Here is a 20551-nt window from a genome sequence, read left to right as displayed (position 1 = left end):
CATCTAACTTATTATCCTATTCTTTCCAGCATTTTTTAAAATTCAAGTTACTTATTATTTTCTTATATCCAACTATAGTACCTTGTACTTATGGCTTAAGCAGTTTCACTATCAATGTTATACAGGGAAATAGTCCCAAGGTGGTTAATAAACAAATAGTGGCAGATAAGTACGGTTTTACTGTAAATAACGTATTTTATAGTGAAACAACAGGCAATATAAAAGAAGAAGAAATTAAAGAGTTTGATGGTGATTTAACTTTCTCCCAATTTGTCGTAAAAAAATTTGATTATCAAGAATTAGACAATCAAATTAATTATCAAGATATAGATGGTGATGGTATCGATCCTTTCCAACCATTTTTAATAACTACAACTATTTGGCAATGGTTTGATGCTAATGGTAATAAAATAATGCCTAGAGATAATCAGATAATTGGCTGTGGAAGTGGTTATTCAATGCCATTAATGTTAGAGATCAGCAATCAAATACAGACTTTTTCACAATATGGTATTCCAAGACATAGTGATTTGGTAACAATAAAAAAAGTATACAAAATCACTGCAATATCAAAGTTATGCTATGCAAAACCTTATGCTATAGAAAAAAATCCAGAGCATCAATGGTTAAGCTTTGACCTATCTTCTAATTTTCTTAGATGGAATGACCCTAATTATACGGTTAGAACTCTAGCTGGTGGTGGATATAATTCAGATTATGTGCCTAATTGGGGATTTAAAACTGAGCCTACTTTATCTGGCGGTAAAAAATTTCCTACAACGGGGTTTGATGGTGCCAAATTTCAGTTAGTACTAACAGGTGCAGCGAGTGATTATACTTTTACAATTCCAAATAACCCAGGAGGAAAAGTTGAAGTCGATGAGAAAGGTTATGTCACTTTAAATGGTAAACCCAGTGGAAATGTAACTGTCCGTGCAACATTAAAGAGAGATTCAACTATAAAACATGATTATACCTTTAATCCTACTAGTGTATGGGCAAAACCAATTAAAGGATTTTGGAGTCATTGGATGGATGCTATCAATATATGTACAGAAGATAGAATGCTTTCTTATAAAGAATTAACAAATGCACCTGAATACAAACTTAGTGGAAGTTTTAAAATCGTCAATGGTTATACACGAGCAATTGGTGAGGGGCTTTTGCCTGAATGGGGGTATACCGTTCAGCAATCTTATCCGAACTCTAATTGGGAGGATGATAGAGATAGATATTGGACTAAAGATCGTTATTATGGCAGTGATTATGGACAGCATGTCGATGTGAGTATCTCGACAGGATTAGTTGGAGTAGATGCTGAAGATGTCAATGCTCCTAATTTTCTAGTTTGCAAGTAGAAGCCAAAAATAAGATGGAATCAATGCTTTTTATTATGGTGATTTTGCTTAATTAGTCACTTCTTTTGATGGCTATAACTTTATAATTATAAAAAGTATTGAATAAATCATTAAGACTAAAGTATGAAAAAGAAAGTCACCAAGTCACCGGCGTGATAGCGCGTTAAGCGTTATCACGCCGAGGAATTTGCGAACAAAAAATGAACATTAACATTAAAGAGAAATTAAAAGTTAGTCAAAGACAAGGTTTTTTAAGCCTAATTGATGAAGGTTCTTTTTTACGAATCTATAATCAATCGGCTTTTATTGTTACCCAAATATTGCAACATAATTTTAAAATATCAGCATATACAATTGGAAAATTACAACAATATCAATTTGTTTATTGTGCTTTTCCAAAACGGAATTTGCATTTTTATTTTAAAAATATCCACAAAACAGCATGGGGTTATCAATTAACCGGTGAATATGACTTAGCTGATTATGATAACTGGTTTAAGCAGTTTTTTGCTCAAACTAATAATAATCTAAATAAAAATATTACTACTCAACAATCAGATTCACATTTAGCTTCTGCATATTTATTTTCAAATGAGCGAAGCGTAGAAATTGAAGGAAAGCATATCTATTTAAATCCGAAACAAGTCATGTTTTTAAGAAATTGGCAACGTGGTTATGATAACAATATTGTTATCGAAAACTTTATTGAAAGTTTACAACGCAAATTACGGTAAACACCAATTTATTAAAATATGAAAATTTTGAGGAGAGGGGTTTTTTGCGATCCTAATAAAGCCATTCTATACTTTAACCACGCTTAAAATAGTTTATTATTTCTTGGTTAACCGTAGTGATTTTTAAATCTTTACGCCAAATCAGATAAATATTTATTTTTAATTTTTTGTCTTGATTTGAGATCAATTTTTTATAGGTAACTCCATCAACTTTAGCTTGTGCCATTGATTGTGGTAGAAGCATCATCGCCTTACCTAATGCAACCTCTAGTAGCATAGATAAATTATCAGCAAGTTCGGCTCGACGAGATAGTGGATGGGCTAGTTTATTGAACACTTGTTCACATTGATCGTAAAAAAAAGGATTAACCTGCTGTTTAAACCAAAACAGCGGCAAATCAGTTACATCATTTAGATTTACTTTGTTTTGTTGACTACATGGATGACTTGCAGGTAATACTAATGTTACTGGTTCTTGATAAATGAGTAATGAGTTTTCACTAAAATCTCTAGTTGGATAATCAGAGACAATTGCAAAATCGATATTGCCTTTTTGTAATTCAAGCAGTAGCTCTTTTGATGTGTAGTTATGTTTATATATTTTAGTTTCATCTCTAAACTCTGACAAAAATAATTTGAAATAAGGAATATAGTCAAATGATAAGGTTTTTGTTGTCCCTATCGTGACTTTTTCAAGAGTATTTGTTTTAGTTGATTTAATGATAGTACAAAGATCATTTAATAATTGGGTTACTTTTGATTTTAATATTTCACCTTCTTTGGTTAATACAACATTGTGTGAATTTCTTAAAAAAAGTGTATTTTGTAAAGTATCTTCCAAATTTTTAATTTGTGTTGAAAGAGGTGGTTGACTAATACCAAGTTTTTCAGCAGCACCAGTAAAACTGAGTTCTTCACAAACAGCAATAAAATATTGTAATTGCTTAATTGTTGGTAATCTTTTGCTATAGATATCCATAAATTTTATTATCCTTAATAAACTATTTTACTGGCTTGCAAATGGTTGTGTAATTTGTCTATTTCAATTCAGACTATTATTATGAATGAGAACTTTATTTTTTGCATTTGTTTATGTGATTTTTCTGCAATACGAATTTCGTATAACAAAATATGTATTTCTATATTGCTGTATTGTTAGATAACCTCTCTCAAGTTTAATCAATTAGCAATTGGTATTTTGTTCATGGAATCCGTCTCTACAGAAGAGCCAATACAGACAAAACCGCGTTTAGTGCTGTCAGCATTATTAATCGTGCTGTTAGTCGGATCGGTTTATATAAGTCAACTTATCTTTCAAGAGATCTCTCAAACTTATGATATCGATATTTTAGCCGCCAGAAATGTATTCAGCTTATCGTGTTTTTTTTATGCTATCTCGTTTTTTATTTATGGCCCTTTATCGGATAAAGTTTCAACCAAGTTGTTAGTTTTGGTTGGCAGTATTGGAACTGTTTGTTGCCTAGAGTTATCTGTGATTGTAGATAGTTTCAATTTATATTTGGTGGTTATGTCATTGATCGGATTTTTTGCCGCAGCGGTTCCGGCGGCATTGTTTGCTTATACAGCTAAAAACACACCTAATCATAAGTTACCGCAAGCAATGGGTATTATGATTTCAGCTTCAATTATAGGTATTATTTTTAGTCGAAGTTTGGTTGCTATGTTAACTGATTTTTGGTCTTGGCAAGTTGCCTTCGCCATATATGCTGGTTTGATAACGATCGCATGTCTTTTTGTTCCTTTTACTATAAAACAATCGAGTCATCAATCTTCAACCACCAGTGTACTTGGTACTTATTTAGCGGCAATTAAATTACTATTTGATAAAACTGTGATTATATTTTTATCCGTCGGTTTTGTACTCTTTTTTGTTTACCTAGGATTATCTTCATTACTCACATTTTATCTAAAAAGTGCACCTTTCTCTTTATCTGCAACAGTTTTGGGCTGGCTTAATTTTGCCGGTCTCAGCGCGGTTATTGGTACCATAATTACCAGTAAATTATTGCAGGTTTTAAATGAACGCTATCTTTTAATTATTTATTTGCTAGCTGTATGTGTATCGGTTGTGACTATTGGCTATAGCTCAAGTTTATTTATTATTGGCTTAGGTATTTTTAGTTTGTTTTTATTTGTATTTGGTCTTCAGCCATTAGTTATTGCTATGCTTAACAAAATTGTGCCAATTAACTCGCGCGGTGCAATTTCATCTTTATATTTACTTTCTTGTTTGGCCGGAGGCAGTATTGGTACTTATTTATTAGGCATCGTTTATCAAAATATGGCTTGGAGTGGCGTGATAGTTATTTGTGTTGTGTTGGCAATAGTTAATCTAATTTTAGCGTTAGTTGGCATTCAACTTATCAAAAGTAATCATAGGAAATAAAATTGTAGGTATTTATTAATAAGGAGACTCATCATGATGAAAAGATTATTGCATTTTTCACTATTTATTTTTTGTTGTTTTTATGGAGCATTCTGTATGGCTGATTTAACCAAGATTTCTTCGACTTTTAGTGCACCAACAGGTATTGCGTTTGATTCTAAGGGATTAATGTATGTAACTAATTGGTCAGGGAATTCAGTTTCGAGAGTCAAATCAAATGGAGAGACAGAGACTTTTTATTCAGGTATATCTTCACCAGCAGGTATCGTTATTGATGGAGAAGATAATGTTTATGTTTCATCATATGGAGATGATTACATTGTAAAAATTGATAGTAATGGTAAATCAGAAAAAATATCTGATGGTTATCATACTCCTACCGGTATCGCTTTTTCTAATCAAGGTCAATTACTTATTACTAATCGTTCAACAGGTGAAATAGTTTCTCTTGATCTTAAAACCAAGCAAAAAAGTATTATTGCTCGTGGATTAACAACACCAGTTGGTGTTACTCAATTAGCTGATAATAGTTTAGTTGTTTCACAATACAGTGGTCGTTTAACCATGATCAGCCCTAATGGTAATAAAACTGAGTTAGGTTCGGATTTTAACCGTCCCGGAGTTGGTATTGTCACAGTTGCACCAAATATTGCTGCCGTTATTGATAATGGTGCTGGAATGGTTCGACAAATTGATGTAAAAACTAAAAAAGTATCGACCTTAGTTGGCAATTTATCTGGAGCAGTAGCGTTAGCTTATCATAATGGTAGCTATTATATTGGTACTTGGGGTGACGGTACAGTATATGAGTTGAAAGATAAATAGAATTACATTAAGACTCTTAATAATTTTTACACATCATTAACTAACAATAAATATTTTGAGGGTATAGGATAGCATAAAATAATCGGGGAATATCTATATGCGATAAGTCAAAATATAAGAGGTAATTTACATCCAATCATTATGTTCTATAATAATTATGTTTATCATTAGATGAATAATGTTAGGAATATCAATGAAACAACGAATAAAAAAACCTTATTATGCTTTCGATCCTAAACAATCGCATTTTTTGTTTGAGCGTACAATTAGGTTTGAATCACGAGCAGAGCTTTTTGCAAAAATTCCCCAAATAATTCGTCGTATGTATTTCCCTAAAAAGACAATAATTGTTTTCGTTGGTATGATTATAGCCTTTATCCTAGCTATTATAGTAACGTACATCATAAGTTTATCATCTCCTTCTTTGGCCCGCAAAATTGGTGAGTATTCGGTTCTAATTCCATTGATTGATATAGGGATTTTAATCTATCTTGTAAATTATTATTTCAATGTATATTTAGAAATACGTTTGACTAAGATACTTTATAAAAATGTTGAATGGCCTGTTGAATGTTATTGTGCTTATTTCGAAGAAGGTATTTATATCAAATCGATCGATATGGAAGGAATTTTTTATTGGGATGATTTTATGGCAATATGCTGTAGCGAGGATGTACTTGTCTTTCATTTTTGTCCAGCAGGTACCAAAAGTGGAAAATTTTTCAAGCAATATTATCCTCGATTAGATAATGTTTACATTTTTATTGATGGTGATACGCAAGTGAGGTCGTTAATCAGTGCTGTTAATGAATCTTATAAAGATTTAGTTGTATTTAAATAATTGAACCGAAGATTTAACTCTATTTTAGCAATTTTTTGACCAGTAATATTTAGCTTTGCTGGTCAAAAATAGTTAAATTTCACTAGAAAACAAACGTCTTATTCTTTAATACGATCACAAACATATTCTTCTTTAAATTTGCTAGTTGGTTTGTTGTTTTTATCGATGATTGTATATGTACCGTTTAGACTAAAACTATCTTTTGATAGGTATTTAATCTTTTGAGTTCTTTGTCTATCATATTCCGTATACTCAGGTCTTTTGTAAATATCCTCTAGATTAAAAGGCATTAAATCTTCTTTATATAAAGATAAACTTACAAAAAGCTTTCCATCTTTTTTGGTAAAAATGTATTTATTTTCCTCGAACTCTGGATCACCAAAATCTTGTAACTTACCATTCCTTGATTCTGCTTCTTGCGAGCTAACTTTGCAGTTCCACTCACCAAGTAACATCTCCTCAGTGACCTTTTGCCCATCACTATCGTTACCGCAACCATACAAAGCAAAACAAGCTATCCCAAATAAAGTAATTCTTTTCATGCCATCTCCTTTTTAGGCAATAGTAAGTTATTTAGGAATTCTGGGCAATAAAAAACCGCCAGAAGGTGGTTTGTTTGAATTTGAAGTTAATTCCTGTACACACAGGGAACGCAATAGCCCTATGTGTATAGGGAACACAATTCTTTTAAAACGTCGACATTTTTTGATGACGGTTTATCCCTATGTGTATAGGGAACACGAAATGTGGAACCCTGACCAAAGTCAGAAAGAACGGTTTATCCCTATGTGTATAGGGAACACAATCCTATATTTTTTCCAAGCCTTTAGCTTTTCGGTTTATCCCTATGTGTATAGGGAACACTTTAAATAGCGTATCTTTTTTGGTTGCCAGTTCGGTTTATCCCTATGTGTATAGGGAACACTCTAATTATAACCGTTTGTTTTATAATTAAAATACGCAGTCTACAATTTCTACCAATTTTTTTGCTGTATTTGGATGGATATTTACACAGGTGTTTTAAGTCTTGATAATCACTCTACCGCGAGTAATATCGCTAATATTTTTTTTAAGTATGACTACATTATCTTGTGTTATAGCAATAATGACAGTTACACCTTCAGCATCAAAATTTTGTTGTTCAATGACTGCATCTAGTTCTTTTAAGCGGTTTTCAATAATTGGCCATTCATTGTAATAGCAATGAAATTGTAATGATGTTCTAGCAATAAGTTCGATTAATTCTGCTTGTTGTAAGCAGTGACTAGCCGAACCACCGTAAGCCCGAATGAGTCCGCCTGTGCCTAATTTGATGCCACCAAAGTAGCGGGTGACCACCACTACCACCTGATCACAATCTTGACCTTCAATGGCCGATAGAATAGGGCGGCCGGCGGTGCTGGTTGGTTCACCATCATCATTAAAGCGATACTGTTGACCAATTTTCCATGCCCAACAGTTATGTGTTGCATTTGGATCACTGATGTTGTCGATAAACTCGGTTGCTTGCTGAGCATTAGTAATTGGAGCTGCATTGACAATAAAGCGGCTTTTTTTTATCTCTTCGGTTAATTGGCTAGGATTTGTTAATGTATAAGGCATACTAATTCTGGTAAAATCGTTTTATTGTAACTAATAATACTGAGCAAAATTGAAATGTCTATCAATTTAGCACAATTAAAACTTTCACAACAACAATTAGCCGAGCAGGTAAGCTTGGTGGATAATTTTAATCCAACAATAAAACTAATTGGTGGTACTGATGTTGGGTTTGAGCAAGATGGCTCGGTAACGCGTGCAGCGATAGTGACATTGACTTTTCCCGATTTTGATGTAGTTGAGTATCATATTGCTCGATTGGATACGAGCTTTCCCTATATTCCGGGTTATTTGTCTTTTCGTGAGTATCCCGCTTTGCTCAATGCATGGCAACAGTTAAAGCAAAAGCCTGATTTGTTATTAGTTGATGGGCAGGGAGTTGCTCATCCAAGACGATTAGGTATCGCTAGCCATCTTGGCTTATTGTTAGATATGCCAACTATAGGTGTCGCAAAAAGCAAATTATGTGGGCAATATCAAGAGCAAACAAAACAAGCGGGTAACGTAACCCCTTTGCTTGATAAACATGAACAAATTGGTTGGGTTTTGCAGAGTAAAAATAATTGTAATCCTTTATTTATTTCAGCTGGACACAAAATTAGTCAAACTAGTGCATTACATTGGGTAAAACAGTGTTTACGAGGTTATCGATTACCTGAACCAACTCGTTGGGCTGATGCAATTGCATCTAATAAACCTTTATTTAGAAAATTTAAGCATGGCAAATAATCAATTACCATTAAAACAAGGTGGTTTTACCTTTAAACGTTTTTTTGTTGCTCACGACAAAAGTCCAATGAAGGTGACAACGGATAGTTGTTTATTAGGCGCATGGGTACCAATTAAATCCGATGTACAACATGTCTTAGATATTGGTACCGGATGTGGTGTAATTGCTTTAATGTTGGCTCAACGTTTAGAACATCAAACATGTCAAATTGATGCGATTGATATTGATATGCAAGCGGTATTGCAATGTCGAGAGAATAGCTTAAATGCAGATTTTAAAAATATTAAGCCATTAAATATCGATGTAAATCAATTTAAAACCACTGAACGAGGGTATTATGATTTAATTGTCACTAATCCTCCTTATTTTCAGTCAGCTGTAGAGTGTAGAAGTTCAGAGAGGCAGTTAGCCCGTTATACTGAAAGTCTCAACTATCAACAACTTATTGATGTAGTAAAACGATTATTAAATCCGCAAGGGTTGTTTTGTTTGGTTTTACCTTATCATCTTGCCGAGCAATTTAAGCAATTGACTACGTCAAATCAATTATATTTGTGTCATGAACTGCAAGTTAAATATATAGCCAATAAAGACTATTCATTAGTATTGATGGCATTTTCATTTAATCAGCATGCTAATATTGAATGCCAATCACTGTGTATGCGAGATGAAGAAGGGCGTTACTCCCAACAATTTAGACAATTGTTGGCCGATTTTTATCTATTTCGAAAATAACGCCTAGTTCGTTGATTAATTAGGAATGATATAAAAGTAAATAATGGCAATAATGGCTAGTACCACTATAGCTATGGCATAGATTTTATCATGTAAATAGCTAAATGCTGACAATTGTCTTTGCTTTCTAGCATAAAGATAAAACAGCAGCCCAAAACTATATAAGATCATTGATAGTAGCAAATATGATATGCCGCCAGCATAGATTAACCAAAGTCCATATAGCGAACCAAATGCGCCGATGAAAATTAGGTATTTTCTAGGTTGATGTATTGCTAATTTAAACATAAACAGTGCTGAAAGTAGATATGGGATAAGCACCATAGATGTTGATAATTGAATCAGCGTGTTATAACCTGATTCATAAAAATGAGCAAGTATAATCAACAAGCTAATTAAGCTGGTCGTTAACCACAAAGCATTGGCTGGTGTACTGTTTTTATTAAGTTTACCAAAACAGCTAGGGACAGTATGTTGTTTGCCTTGACCGGCTAAAAATAGCATTTCTGCAGCTAACATTAACCAAGACAATAATCCTCCACTTACAGAAACTATCAAACCAATATTAATAAATGTGGCCCCACAACTACCAACGACGTGTTCAATTACTAGTGCCATTGACGGATTTTTCATTTGTGCGAGTTCATGTTGTGGCACAATGCCCAATGAAAGAACGGAAACACAGACTAATAAAAGACTCGTAATGGCAAAACCAAAAAAGGTGGCTCGACTTATACTGATCATATTCTTCGCTCGTGCAGCATAGACAGTAGCACTTTCAATCCCCAAATAAACCCATACTGTATAAAGCATAGTATATTTTACTTGATCAATGATTGAGCCTAATTGTGGTGTCCCCCAAAAATCAGTGTTAAAAGTTGAAATTTTAAAGGCTAAAACAACACAAACGATAAATAAACCGATAGGTACAATTTTAGCTAGCGTTACTAAGCAATTAAGTAAAAATGCTTGGTAAATTCCGTTAATGACAAAAAAGTGCATAATCCATAAAAGGATAAGTCCGGCAATAACGGCAGGAATTGTCGTACCATTACCAAAAAATGCAAAACAATCAAAAGAGCCTAACGCACTAAATAAGATAACTAAATAGCTGGTACAAGACATCCAAGCTGATATCCAATAACCCCACGCGGCATTAAAACCGATATAATCCCCAAATCCTTCACGAACATAACCATATAAACCTTCATTAATTTTGTAAAATCGAATAGAAAGATATTGGAATATTCGTGTCAGCATAAACATGCCGAATAATGTTACGGCCCATGCGATAAATATCGCACCGGCACCGGCGCCTTCGGCCATATTTTGTGGTAGGCTAAAAATACCACTACCGACAATACTTCCCACCACCAGTAATGTGAGAGGAAGTATGCCAAGCTTTTTTCTTACTGGTGTATTCATATTGCTTTCTTATTTAGTTGGTTTAATTTTTGTGGTTTTTTTAATTAAAATCGTAATGACATACAACTTACTCCGCCATCGATTTTGCGGTATTCTGAAGTATCAACTTCAATGACTTGATAACCGAGCGCCTCAATTTTGGCTTTGGTAATTGGATAACCAGCTGGCATTATTACTCGTTCATTGATCCATATACAGTTAGCGGCATAACTTTCTTGTTCAGGTATTTCAATGATGTTGAGATGTTGAAATTCTGGCTTAGCAATAAACTCACCTGCTGCTAATAAGTTGTTGTGTTCTAGATAGGCAAGTCCTGTTTTAAGATGTAATACTTTTTCTAAAGTGACGACAGAACCAGTTAAACCATATTTTTCCAATATTGCAATCATTTGGTTTGCACCTTCTTGATTGGTACGAGCGGATAGACCAATGTAAAAGTGATTCTCAACCATCATGATATCACCTGCCTCTACGGTGCCTGGTGCCTGAATATATTCAATTTTATTTGGATAAAAACGACCCACCGCTTCAGTGATTAACTCAGTTTCAGCTCGACGAGATTCCGCACCTGGTCTAGTAATAATTACGCAATGAGGAGTACAAAGGGCAACATCTTCAACAAAAACTGAATCAGGGAATTGTTCGTTAGCTGGTAGAATGGTGATATCGACATCACATTGTTGTAATGCACGTATGTAGCTGTTATGTTGATCTAGCGCTTTTTGGTAGTCAGGTTTGCCTAAATTAGCCGACGTCAGGCCATTGATTAGTGACTTTGCTGGTGTTCTTGCAATGATATGACTAAATTTTTTCATTCTATAAATTCCTTATAATAATTATGCAATAATTATGAATAATAATTCACTTTAAAAACAAAATCAAGCTTTTTTGATTAGCTTTTATATTTGTGATATGCATTTTTATGCTGTTTTCTTTATAAGCAAAATTGTGAGGAATTGATATAGGTGTAAAACAATGGTGAATTATTAATAATTAAAATAAGAATAGCAAATGTGTGATAAGAAATAGGACGAATCATCGCCCTATAATATAAAGATTATTCACCGGCAAAATCGACTAATGTATAGCAGTTGATTCCCATAGCGGTTAATTTCGTTTTACCTTGTAAATCAGGTAAATTGATGACAAAAGCGGCATCTTCAGCGATCCCACCCGCTTTTTGAATTAATTTAGCGGTTGCTGCAACGGTGCCTCCTGTTGCTAGTAAATCGTCAATAATCAATACTCGCTCATTAGGTTTTATGGCATCACAATGCATTTCTAATGTATCGGTACCATATTCAAGTTGATACTCTTCTCTAAATACGTGACGTGGTAACTTATTCGGTTTTCTAACAGGTACAAAACCAACACCTAAGGCTAAAGCAAGAGGGGCGGCAAAAATAAAACCACGCGCTTCGGTGCCAACAACTTTATCGATTTTTTTATCTTTATAATGCTCAATTAAAAGATCGATTGATGTTCTAAAGGCGATTGGGTCTTCAAGTAAACTGGTAATATCCCGAAATAATATCCCTTGTTTAGGATAATTTGGGATAGTAATAATACTATTTCTGATAAGTTCAAGTTTTGATTGAGTCATATTAAATGTTCTCTAACTATTCTCTTTAAGAACGAATAATTTTTTATTATATACCGATGCGCTTTTGGCTGGCAATAAACAAACGGTTAATGCACCGTAAAATCTAGAGATTGATTAGTTTAAGTACGAATAGGGATATTTTTTAGTAATTATTTATCTTATTTTAATTTTGTGTTTTTACAAATTTTTACAATTAAATACATTAATTAGACAGTTTAGTTTGCAATTAGTGAATAATTGAATAAACTTTATACAAGAAGGAAAACACTATGAAATTTATTAAAATATTTGCCATGCTAAGCTTTTCAGTGTGTAGCTTATTTAGCCATGCGCAACCAATTAAACAAATTCAAGTTCGTTCAGAATTGTCTTCACCAATTATTATGGAAGGTAATCCAGAAACAAATTATTTAAAAGTCTCATTATCTGGCCAAAAAATTGATAATAGCAAACGAGTGCCGATCAATTTAGCTATTGTTATTGATAAGTCAAGTTCAATGGGTGGGGATCGTATCGAAAAAGCGAGAGAAGCAGCTATTTTTGCGGTTAATTTGTTGAATGAAAATGATACGTTATCTATCGTTGCCTATGATAGCGAAGCGAAGGTTATCGTTCCGGCAAGCAAAGTAAAAAATAAACAAAAACTTATTCAAGTTATTAATGAAAATGTTGTTGCTAATGGCGGAACAGCTTTATTTGCCGGTTTGAGTAAAGGAATTAAGCAAGTTGAAACTCAACTAACAAAGGATAAAGTTAATCGTATTATTTTGTTATCTGACGGTCAAGCAAATGTCGGTCCAAGTTCTGTAAATGAATTGTCTGAGTTGGCTATTATTGCTGCAAAAAAAAATATTTCGATTACCACGATCGGGATTGGTTCTGATTATAATGAATTATTAATGTCATCGATCGCAAGTTATAGTGATGGTAATCATGTCTTTGTAAATAAATCTACAGAACTCGAAAATGTGTTTGTTCATGAGTTTTCTGATGTCATGTCAACTATTGCTCAAGATGTTGTTATTACTATTCAATTGAAAGATGGTGTAAAACCAGTGCGTTTGCTTGGTCGAGATGGTGTGATTAAAGGGAATAAAGTCACGGTTAAAATGAATCAACTGTTTTCAAATCAGGAAAAATATGTATTGTTAGAGGTGATACCGGATGAAGGTAAAGTCGGTCAAAGTAAGACATTAGCTGAAATTGATTTGAAATATGATAATTTATTGGTCAATAAAGCGGAACATGAAACTCAATTGGTTAGCGTTGCTTATACCGACAATCAAAAATTAGTTCAGAATTCAATAATTCAAGATGTTTTAGCTGAGTCAGAAATTCAAAAAGTGACAATTGCCAATGAAAAAGCATTAGAGCTTTATAATCGAGGTATGCAAGCTGAAGCAGAAAAGATACTTATGGAAAATAGTAATAGACTTGCATCATTTTCAAACACAATAGTATCACCTTCATCAAAAGCAAGACTAAAAAGTCAAATTGAGAAAAATAATATTATGGTTAATGCAGTTCAAACTCAAAATAGCGATATTTCTAATAAAATAATGACTCAACAGCAATTTGAATCAAAAAGTAATGTAATTAAAAAATAGTTATGAAAAAATTAACAACGATTTTATCTTTATTGGTATTAATGGCATTTATAAGCTATTTAGGTTGGCGAAGTGTCGAGCATGAAGTTTTGTTGCGTGAAAATAATGAAACCTTACTCGTGAAAAGCCGTATAAATAATATCAAATTATCGATTGAATCGTTGTTAAATCAGCGTATTTCTTATCTTAATAGTTTGGCATTACAAATTGATAACAACTATGCTAAAGCTGAATATTTATTAGGTACAGAAGCTGATATTAAAAATATTTTTATCATCAACAAAAATAGGATTTTATTTTTAAGTGATTTTGATGATTCTCAATGGCATAAATTAGTTGAATCAATTGCTTTAGATAATTCTGTTTTGCTCCATCAACAAGATCATACTGAACAGTTTCAACCAAGCTCTGGTTGGTATCAAATGTATAACCACTTAATTTATTGGACAATCCAATCGGATAATATTATTGGTTTTGAACTTTCCAATATAAAATTTTCATTTGACACTATCAATTTATTAGATAAACAAGTTTTTGCTGATAATTTTAGATTATCTGATGGCGATAAACAAATTTATAGCAATGGTGAAAAATTTGATAATGAAATTTCGATTGTCTTTGATTATCCCTTGCAAAATTGGCATTTAACTTATTATTATCCCTCTCCAAATTTAGTTAATTTATATCTGCTAGGTGCAGGTGTTATTGGTTTATTCCTTATCGTTCTGCTTGGACTTATTTGCTATGCCTATCGAGAATATAGTCGAACTTTGCGTTTAGCAAAACAGCAGGTGAGTTTTGTTGGACAAGTTTCACATGAATTTAAAACTCCTTTGACCAATATCACGCTATATTCTGAGATGTTATCCGAGTATTTAGAAGATGAACCAGCGCCAATTCCTGATTATCTACATATAATCAGTGCTGAAAGTAAACGACTAACTCGATTGGTGCAAAATGTTTTAACTTTTAATAAGCCAAGTCGTTTAAATATAAAACCAGTAAATTTAACCATACTAATTAGACAGATATATCTAACCTTTAAACCTATTTTAGATGCTAAATCATTACAACTGAACATCATTACTCTTGAAAATGATTGTATTGTCAATACTGATGAAGATTGTGTAATGCAAATTCTCAATAATTTTTTGAGTAATGCCGAGAAATATGCTTTTAATGGTAAGCAGATTGATTTATCTTTAACCAGAAAAGAAAAACAGGTGACAATTACGGTTCGTGATTATGGTGACGGTATTGCTAATCATCTGTTGAAACAGATTTTTGAGCCATTTTATCGAGTCAATTCATCGATAACCGAAGGAGTTTCGGGTACAGGAATAGGTTTGACGATTGCCAAGCAGTTGGCTAATCAGATCCAAGGTGAAATTAAAGTTATCAATCAAAATCCAGGGATGGTATTTTCACTTATATTAATGGAGTAGTAAAATGAAAATCTTAATTGCAGAAGATGACAAGCATATTCTTAATGGTATGTCAGATCTGTTAGAAAAAGAGGGTTATATTATTATTAAAGCCGGTAATGGTAAAGTCGCTCTAGAGTTATTTGAAAAATACCACCCTGATTTTGTTATTTTAGACATTATGATGCCCGAACTTGATGGCTATTCAGTCTGCCGTACAATCCGTAAATTAAATGAAGATGTACCAATTTTATTCTTATCCGCTAAAGATGAAGAGATTGATCGGGTAGTTGGTTTAGAACTTGGTGCTGATGATTATATGAATAAGCCTTTTGGTATTCATGAACTTAGAGCGAGAATTAAGGCTATTGCTAAACGTTATTTAAAATTAAAAAACTCTAATACTTCCCAAGAGGATTATTTTCAATTTGGTGATTTAAATGTTTATCCTACTGAATTGTACGCCAAAAGAAATGATCAGATTATTGAATTAACTTTACGAGAAGTTAAAATTTTAGAATGTTTATACCAAAATAAAAATCAAGTTGTTACTCGAGATATGCTTTTTGATTACGTGTGGGGATATAATTATTTACCTAATAGTCGAACTCTTGATCAACATATTTCAAAATTAAGAAAACAAATAGAAATTAACCCAAGCATACCAACTTTAATAAAAACAGTACATGGAATTGGTTATAGACATTAAATTTGCCATACACTCTATTGAACGGAGTTTTTCAGGATTTTAAGTAATTTCTGAAAAAGAGATGACGTTGTATAAAGCAATTTTCTTCTATAGTTTTTACAATATCATCTAACTGAGCATATTGATTGACTCATAATTATTTTTTGAATAATTATCAGTTTTTACGATTTTTATTTTCATGTTCAATTAACCATTTTTTTCGTTCCAACCCACCGCCGTAACCAATTAGCTCTCCATTCGATCCTATTACTCGATGACAAGGAACAATAATTGCAACTCGATTACAACCATTAGCATTGGCTACAGCTCGAATTGCCTGTGGATTATTAATTCTTTGGGCTTGCTGTTTATAAGTGGTCAATTCTCCATAGGGAATGTGTTTCAAGCAATCCCAAACGGTTTGTTGAAATAGGGTACCTGGTGTATGTAAGGCAATGGTAAAGCTTGTTCTTGTTCCTGCAAAATATTCGGCAATTTCAACCTTAGTTTGTTTGATATGTTTATTTTCGCCAAAAATAATTTTCATTTTAAGTAGGCGTTGTAGTTGTTCAAATTCGGTTTCGAGCATTCTTCGATCTACAAACTCTAATAGACAAATTCCTTGGTTTGTAGCACAGATAAACATTGGACCTAAAGGGGTTGTTAATCTGTCGATTAAGATCACGTCTTGCTTATCGTCTGATGAAGGTGATTTTTTCATGATTTTTTTATAGGTATACCCAAATCCGCTTAAAGAATTGTAACCAGTATCAAACGCAGTGTTAATAACATTTTTTCCTGATTTTAATTCTTGAAAAGCATTGTTAATTCGATACATTCGTTGATAAGCATGGAAAGTAATTCCGTAATGTTTTTTAAACCAACGGCGAATAGTTTCAGGACTTAGTTTGTTTTGTCTTAGCTGATAATCAGTAATCTTTTGTTTAGGATTATTGTTAATCAATGCTAGGGCTTTAATTATTTCATCCGGTGCTTGATTAGCGTTTTCGGTTGGTTTGCATATTTTGCAAGGTCGATAACCGGCATTAAGCGCTGATTTGAATGAATCAAAAAATTCGACATTGGCAAATTTCGGTTTTCTTGCTCGGCAAGTCGCAATACAAAACACCGATGTGGTTTTGACTCCGACATAAAAGATCCCAATATAGCTATGATCTCTTTCAAGTAAAGCTTGGTAATAAGTCTCTTTTTGATTAGGGTTAGTTATTAGCATTTAATTCTGTCTTGTCTAGTAATTTCGAAAATTTATGAGCTAAGCTTATTAAAAATACTATTCGTTGTGCAACCGAAAAATTGACAACTATTTTTATTCACTTTCTTACTAAGTTTTTTAGCTGTTTAATAAAAATAAATTGCTAAAATGATTATTATCAATCTAATATTGATACATCACTTGTTATCACTAACGGTTTTTATTATTAAATAGTCATTCCTTCGTTCTGGTAAAGATGAAAAATGGTTAAAATCAAACTTAGCAGAACAAGGTTATAAGAGTTTTGAAGGTCTTTATTGTGTGGAATATTATGATCATCGACTTTTTGTAATACCTAATGATGCAGTAAAATGAGTTTATGTTTTTATAGCTAATCACAGACCATATAAATTTAAATCACTTATATGGTCAATGATTATTGCTTTAAGAAAATTATTTAATTAGTGTACAGTGGTGATGAGTTTAATGATTTAGCAATAAAGCTTTTTACGGAGCAGGATTTAAGTTCGTTCTGTATTGACAACGCATGTTGCTTTGACTCACAACGTGTAAAAACACAAGCACCGGTGCCAGTTAATCTGGTTGGAGCATATCGCGATAATTGCTGAATAAGGTTATCAATTTCTGGGAAACGCTGACGTACTACCGCTTCACAATCATTACTAAAATCATCAATAGAAATTGACATCAGTTGTTCAATGCTACGCTTAGGTGTATTTCGTGGCAAATTTGGATCATTAAACACCGTGACCGTTGAAATTTCTATATTAGGGGAGCTGACTAAATACCAATATTGGGGAATATCAACTTGTTGCAACTGATCACCAATACCTTCTGCAAAAGCAGCATGCCCATAAATAAAAATAGGTACATCGGCACCAATTGTGCTACCTATTTCCATCAAAGTAGTTTGCGACAGATGTAAATCCCATAATTGATTTAACGCAACCAGCACTGTCGCTGCATTTGACGAAGCGCCACCAAGTCCTCCCCCCATGGGGATCATTTTATCTATGGCAATATCTGCGCCAAACTTATTATTGTTTACATAAGATTTTAAACGCTTAGCGGCTATAATAATTAGATTTTTATCTGCAGGAATATTATCAAATTGGGTTAATAGATTAATTTGCCCATCATCACGATTCGTAATGGTCAATTTGTCGCAAATATCAATAAATTGAAACAAAGTTTGTAAATCATGATAATTGTCTGGGCGTCGCCCAGTTATATATAAAAATAGATTTAATTTAGCTGGTGATAACCATTGATTCATCATTATTATCCGTTATCGTAAGATCCAATTGCTAATTTTCAAACGAATTAATTCATCATCATGAGAAAGTTCAATGATAGCAGGTAAATCAATTTTTTTATTTTTATAGTTATAAGTAGAGTAGCTGCTAATCTTTAGTGACCATTTATTGTTATTTTGCATAAATGAGGTGGAAGATAATCTGCCTGAGCTATCAATTTTATCAGCTTGGCTATCATCAGAAAAACCTTTCAACCAATTATGTAAAGAATTAAGTGGGATATTAACATTGGATATTTTCTTCATTAATAGCTCCACATTAATATCCTGGTAGCGAGCGCCATTGTTATCAATTAATTCGGCGTAATTAGGTTCGGCTTTTAAGGTTAAAATATTTGTGCCAACTGGCGTAGTTAATTTTACGTCATAATAATTTTCAGATTGCTGTGTAATAAGAAAACGACCATAACTTTTAGTTTTCATTCCTATATGAGCAATACTACCATTAACTTGAAATGAATTAATTTGTGCAAGAACTTGTTTATGGTTTTGCCATTGCTGTTCTACAGATACATTTGTTTGATATTTAGTTGTTTGGCACGCACTAAGTATAAACGGCAGAATGAATACGAACAAATATTTAATTTTAGACATAAATTAACTCTTTAGTTGTGTATGGTCAAAAGTAAGGCGTATTATAGCTGATAATTGGTTGAATAAGAAAAGGTAACTGAAATTAACCTTTATTATTTTTTTTAGGTATAATGAGTTCTTAATAAAAACTTTACAAACTATTATAAAAGAATCAATGCAATGTCTATTACTGTATTAGGTGTCAATCACAAAACAGCTCCCGTTTCTTTAAGAGAAAAACTGGCTTTTTCTACTGAGGTTATTGATAAAGCATTATATAGTTTATATCAGCACCCTTTAATTGCTGGTTGTGCCATCCTATCAACCTGTAATCGAACCGAAATTTACTTAAGTTATGATCATGAAAGTGATTTTCTGCGGGTAAGGCAATCGGTTGAAAATTGGTTAGCACAATATCATAGTATTGATTTGGCTTTATTTAAATCATCTCTTTACTGTTATGATGGTCGGCAAGCAGTTGAACATCTTATGTCGGTAGCTTGTGGCATTGATTCATTAATTATTGGTGAACCGCAAATTTTAGGTCAAGTTAAACAAGCATATAGTTTTTCACAACAAAACAATTGTTTATCAACGGAATTGGAAAAACTTTTTCAATCCATTTTTCATGTAGCTAAAATTGTTCGTACTGAAACGAATATTGGCGCCAATACTGCATCGGTTGCTTATGCTGCCTGCCTAGTGGCGCGTGATCTTTTTACTGATACATCTGCATTAAGTGTCATGTTAGTCGGAGCTGGTGAAACAATTGAACTAATTTCACGTTATCTCAAACCTCATGGTTTTAAACATGTCATTGTTGCCAATCGAACTCGAGACAAAGCATTAAAATTAGCTTCATCTATTGAGGCTGAAATCATTTCATTACCGGATATAGCTAATCGGCTGAAAGATGTTGATATTGTTATTAGCTCAACTGCTAGCCCATTACCTATCATTGGTAAGGGAATGGTAGAGCGCACTATGCATGAGCGAAATAATAAAAAGATGTTATTTATTGATTTAGCTGTACCTCGAGATGTTGAGTCAGAAATTAGCCAATTGGAAGATGTGCATCTATTTACTGTCGATGATCTACAACAAACGGTACAAAATAATCTTGAGCAACGTGTAATCGCAGCCAATGAAGCCAAGTACATAATTCAAGAACAAGCAGAGCAATATATTGATTGGTTAAAAACACGCCATGCGGTAGAGTATGTTAAACAGTACCGTAATAACGCTCAAACTATCAAACGTCAATTAGAATTAAAAGCATTAAATGCGATCAAACAAGGCGCCAATATTGACGATGTTATTTTTGAATTTTCGCATAAATTAACCAATAAACTAATCCACGCACCGACTCAAACACTGCTTGATGCAGCAACGCATGATTGTGATGATTGTTTTAAAGTCTTAAGTAAAGGATTAGGCTTAGAAGATAATTAAT

At 33.0% G+C, this 20551-nt stretch carries 20 protein-coding genes and 1 CRISPR repeat array; of the genes, 11 read left to right on the top strand and 9 right to left on the bottom strand.

Annotated elements, in window-relative coordinates:
• Positions 1 to 1358 (top strand): hypothetical protein (locus tag H3U96_RS01455; protein WP_232347707.1); only part of this gene is annotated, 1358 nt, incomplete at its 5' end.
• 200 nt (positions 1359 to 1558) lie between these two features.
• Entirely contained in the window at positions 1559 to 2092 is a 534-nt protein-coding gene (locus tag H3U96_RS01450) for a hypothetical protein (protein WP_198195350.1), read from the top strand.
• A 73-nt stretch (positions 2093 to 2165) separates the two neighbouring features.
• On the opposite strand, the gene H3U96_RS01445 is transcribed toward H3U96_RS01450, so the two are convergent.
• Positions 2166 to 3071: a LysR family transcriptional regulator gene (locus H3U96_RS01445; protein WP_198195349.1), complete on the bottom strand. Its 906-nt coding sequence runs from the start codon at positions 3069 to 3071 to the stop codon at positions 2166 to 2168.
• Between the two features lie 225 nt (positions 3072 to 3296).
• On the opposite strand from H3U96_RS01445, the gene H3U96_RS01440 reads away from it, so the two are divergent.
• From H3U96_RS01440 to H3U96_RS01430, 3 genes are all read left to right on the top strand, one after another.
• Positions 3297 to 4499: an MFS transporter gene (locus tag H3U96_RS01440; RefSeq protein ID WP_198195348.1), complete on the top strand. Its 1203-nt coding sequence runs from the start codon at positions 3297 to 3299 to the stop codon at positions 4497 to 4499.
• 33 nt (positions 4500 to 4532) lie between these two features.
• Positions 4533 to 5324 carry a hypothetical protein gene (locus H3U96_RS01435; RefSeq protein ID WP_198195347.1) on the top strand — a complete coding sequence of 264 codons (792 nt, stop codon included), beginning with the start codon at positions 4533 to 4535 and terminating at the stop codon, positions 5322 to 5324.
• A 193-nt stretch (positions 5325 to 5517) separates the two neighbouring features.
• Positions 5518 to 6165 carry a hypothetical protein gene (locus tag H3U96_RS01430; RefSeq protein WP_086320686.1) on the top strand — a complete coding sequence of 216 codons (648 nt, stop codon included), beginning with the start codon at positions 5518 to 5520 and terminating at the stop codon, positions 6163 to 6165.
• A gap of 98 nt (positions 6166 to 6263) precedes the next feature.
• On the opposite strand, the gene H3U96_RS01425 is transcribed toward H3U96_RS01430, so the two are convergent.
• Both H3U96_RS01425 and H3U96_RS01420 read right to left on the bottom strand, forming a co-directional pair.
• Positions 6264 to 6707 (bottom strand): hypothetical protein, encoded by a 444-nt coding sequence (locus tag H3U96_RS01425; RefSeq protein ID WP_034902637.1) that lies wholly within the window; start codon positions 6705 to 6707, stop codon positions 6264 to 6266.
• A 109-nt stretch (positions 6708 to 6816) separates the two neighbouring features.
• A CRISPR array of direct repeats spans positions 6817 to 7090; the repeat unit is 29 nt; unit sequence CGGTTTATCCCTATGTGTATAGGGAACAC.
• Positions 7091 to 7185: 95 nt separating this feature from the next.
• Positions 7186 to 7767, bottom strand: coding sequence for a YigZ family protein (locus H3U96_RS01420; protein WP_086320685.1), 582 nt, complete (start codon positions 7765 to 7767; stop codon positions 7186 to 7188).
• Positions 7768 to 7827: 60 nt separating this feature from the next.
• Between H3U96_RS01420 and nfi the strand changes: the two genes are divergently transcribed.
• Both nfi and H3U96_RS01410 read left to right on the top strand, forming a co-directional pair.
• A complete protein-coding gene (gene nfi / locus H3U96_RS01415; RefSeq protein WP_165601671.1) occupies positions 7828 to 8493 on the top strand; it encodes a deoxyribonuclease V in 666 nt (221 codons plus the stop codon).
• The gene (locus H3U96_RS01410; protein WP_198195346.1) at positions 8483 to 9229 is read left to right on the top strand and encodes a tRNA1(Val) (adenine(37)-N6)-methyltransferase; all 747 of its coding nucleotides are present in this window, start codon (positions 8483 to 8485) and stop codon (positions 9227 to 9229) included. Before nfi ends, H3U96_RS01410 begins: the two co-directional genes overlap by 11 nt.
• A gap of 15 nt (positions 9230 to 9244) precedes the next feature.
• Here the strand turns inward: H3U96_RS01410 and H3U96_RS01405 are convergent, their stop codons facing one another.
• The 3 genes from H3U96_RS01405 to apt all read right to left on the bottom strand — a co-directional run bounded on the left by H3U96_RS01405 (position 9245) and on the right by apt (position 12257).
• Positions 9245 to 10654: a basic amino acid/polyamine antiporter gene (locus H3U96_RS01405; RefSeq protein WP_198195345.1), complete on the bottom strand. Its 1410-nt coding sequence runs from the start codon at positions 10652 to 10654 to the stop codon at positions 9245 to 9247.
• A gap of 44 nt (positions 10655 to 10698) precedes the next feature.
• The gene (ddaH, locus tag H3U96_RS01400; RefSeq protein ID WP_198195344.1) at positions 10699 to 11469 is read right to left on the bottom strand and encodes a dimethylargininase; all 771 of its coding nucleotides are present in this window, start codon (positions 11467 to 11469) and stop codon (positions 10699 to 10701) included.
• A gap of 242 nt (positions 11470 to 11711) precedes the next feature.
• Entirely contained in the window at positions 11712 to 12257 is a 546-nt protein-coding gene (apt, locus tag H3U96_RS01395; protein ID WP_110447801.1) for an adenine phosphoribosyltransferase, read from the bottom strand.
• 269 nt (positions 12258 to 12526) lie between these two features.
• On the opposite strand from apt, the gene H3U96_RS01390 reads away from it, so the two are divergent.
• The 3 genes from H3U96_RS01390 to H3U96_RS01380 are packed head-to-tail and all read left to right on the top strand — an operon-like array spanning position 12527 to position 15997.
• A complete protein-coding gene (locus H3U96_RS01390; RefSeq protein WP_086361881.1) occupies positions 12527 to 13864 on the top strand; it encodes a VWA domain-containing protein in 1338 nt (445 codons plus the stop codon).
• 2 nt (positions 13865 to 13866) lie between these two features.
• Positions 13867 to 15309, top strand: coding sequence for a cell wall metabolism sensor histidine kinase WalK (locus H3U96_RS01385; protein WP_198195343.1), 1443 nt, complete (start codon positions 13867 to 13869; stop codon positions 15307 to 15309).
• A 4-nt stretch (positions 15310 to 15313) separates the two neighbouring features.
• Positions 15314 to 15997, top strand: coding sequence for a response regulator transcription factor (locus tag H3U96_RS01380; RefSeq protein ID WP_034902612.1), 684 nt, complete (start codon positions 15314 to 15316; stop codon positions 15995 to 15997).
• A gap of 154 nt (positions 15998 to 16151) precedes the next feature.
• Here the strand turns inward: H3U96_RS01380 and H3U96_RS01375 are convergent, their stop codons facing one another.
• The 3 genes from H3U96_RS01375 to lolB form a co-directional block, all read right to left on the bottom strand.
• On the bottom strand, positions 16152 to 17210 hold the full coding sequence (locus tag H3U96_RS01375; RefSeq protein WP_198195342.1) for a bifunctional transcriptional activator/DNA repair enzyme AdaA: 1059 nt from the start codon (positions 17208 to 17210) through the stop codon (positions 16152 to 16154).
• Between the two features lie 436 nt (positions 17211 to 17646).
• Entirely contained in the window at positions 17647 to 18489 is an 843-nt protein-coding gene (ispE, locus tag H3U96_RS01370) for a 4-(cytidine 5'-diphospho)-2-C-methyl-D-erythritol kinase (protein WP_198195341.1), read from the bottom strand.
• Between the two features lie 9 nt (positions 18490 to 18498).
• A complete protein-coding gene (gene lolB / locus H3U96_RS01365) occupies positions 18499 to 19119 on the bottom strand; it encodes a lipoprotein insertase outer membrane protein LolB (RefSeq protein WP_198195340.1) in 621 nt (206 codons plus the stop codon).
• 159 nt (positions 19120 to 19278) lie between these two features.
• Between lolB and hemA the strand changes: the two genes are divergently transcribed.
• On the top strand, positions 19279 to 20550 hold the full coding sequence (gene hemA / locus H3U96_RS01360; protein WP_198195339.1) for a glutamyl-tRNA reductase: 1272 nt from the start codon (positions 19279 to 19281) through the stop codon (positions 20548 to 20550).
• Position 20551: the final 1 nt, after the last annotated feature.

It is taken from the genome of Gilliamella sp. M0364, from assembly GCF_016100565.1.
Lineage (GTDB): Bacteria > Pseudomonadota > Gammaproteobacteria > Enterobacterales > Orbaceae > Gilliamella > Gilliamella apis.
Note: the sequence above shows the minus strand (reverse complement) of the source record. Positions and strands in the feature narration are given on the sequence as shown.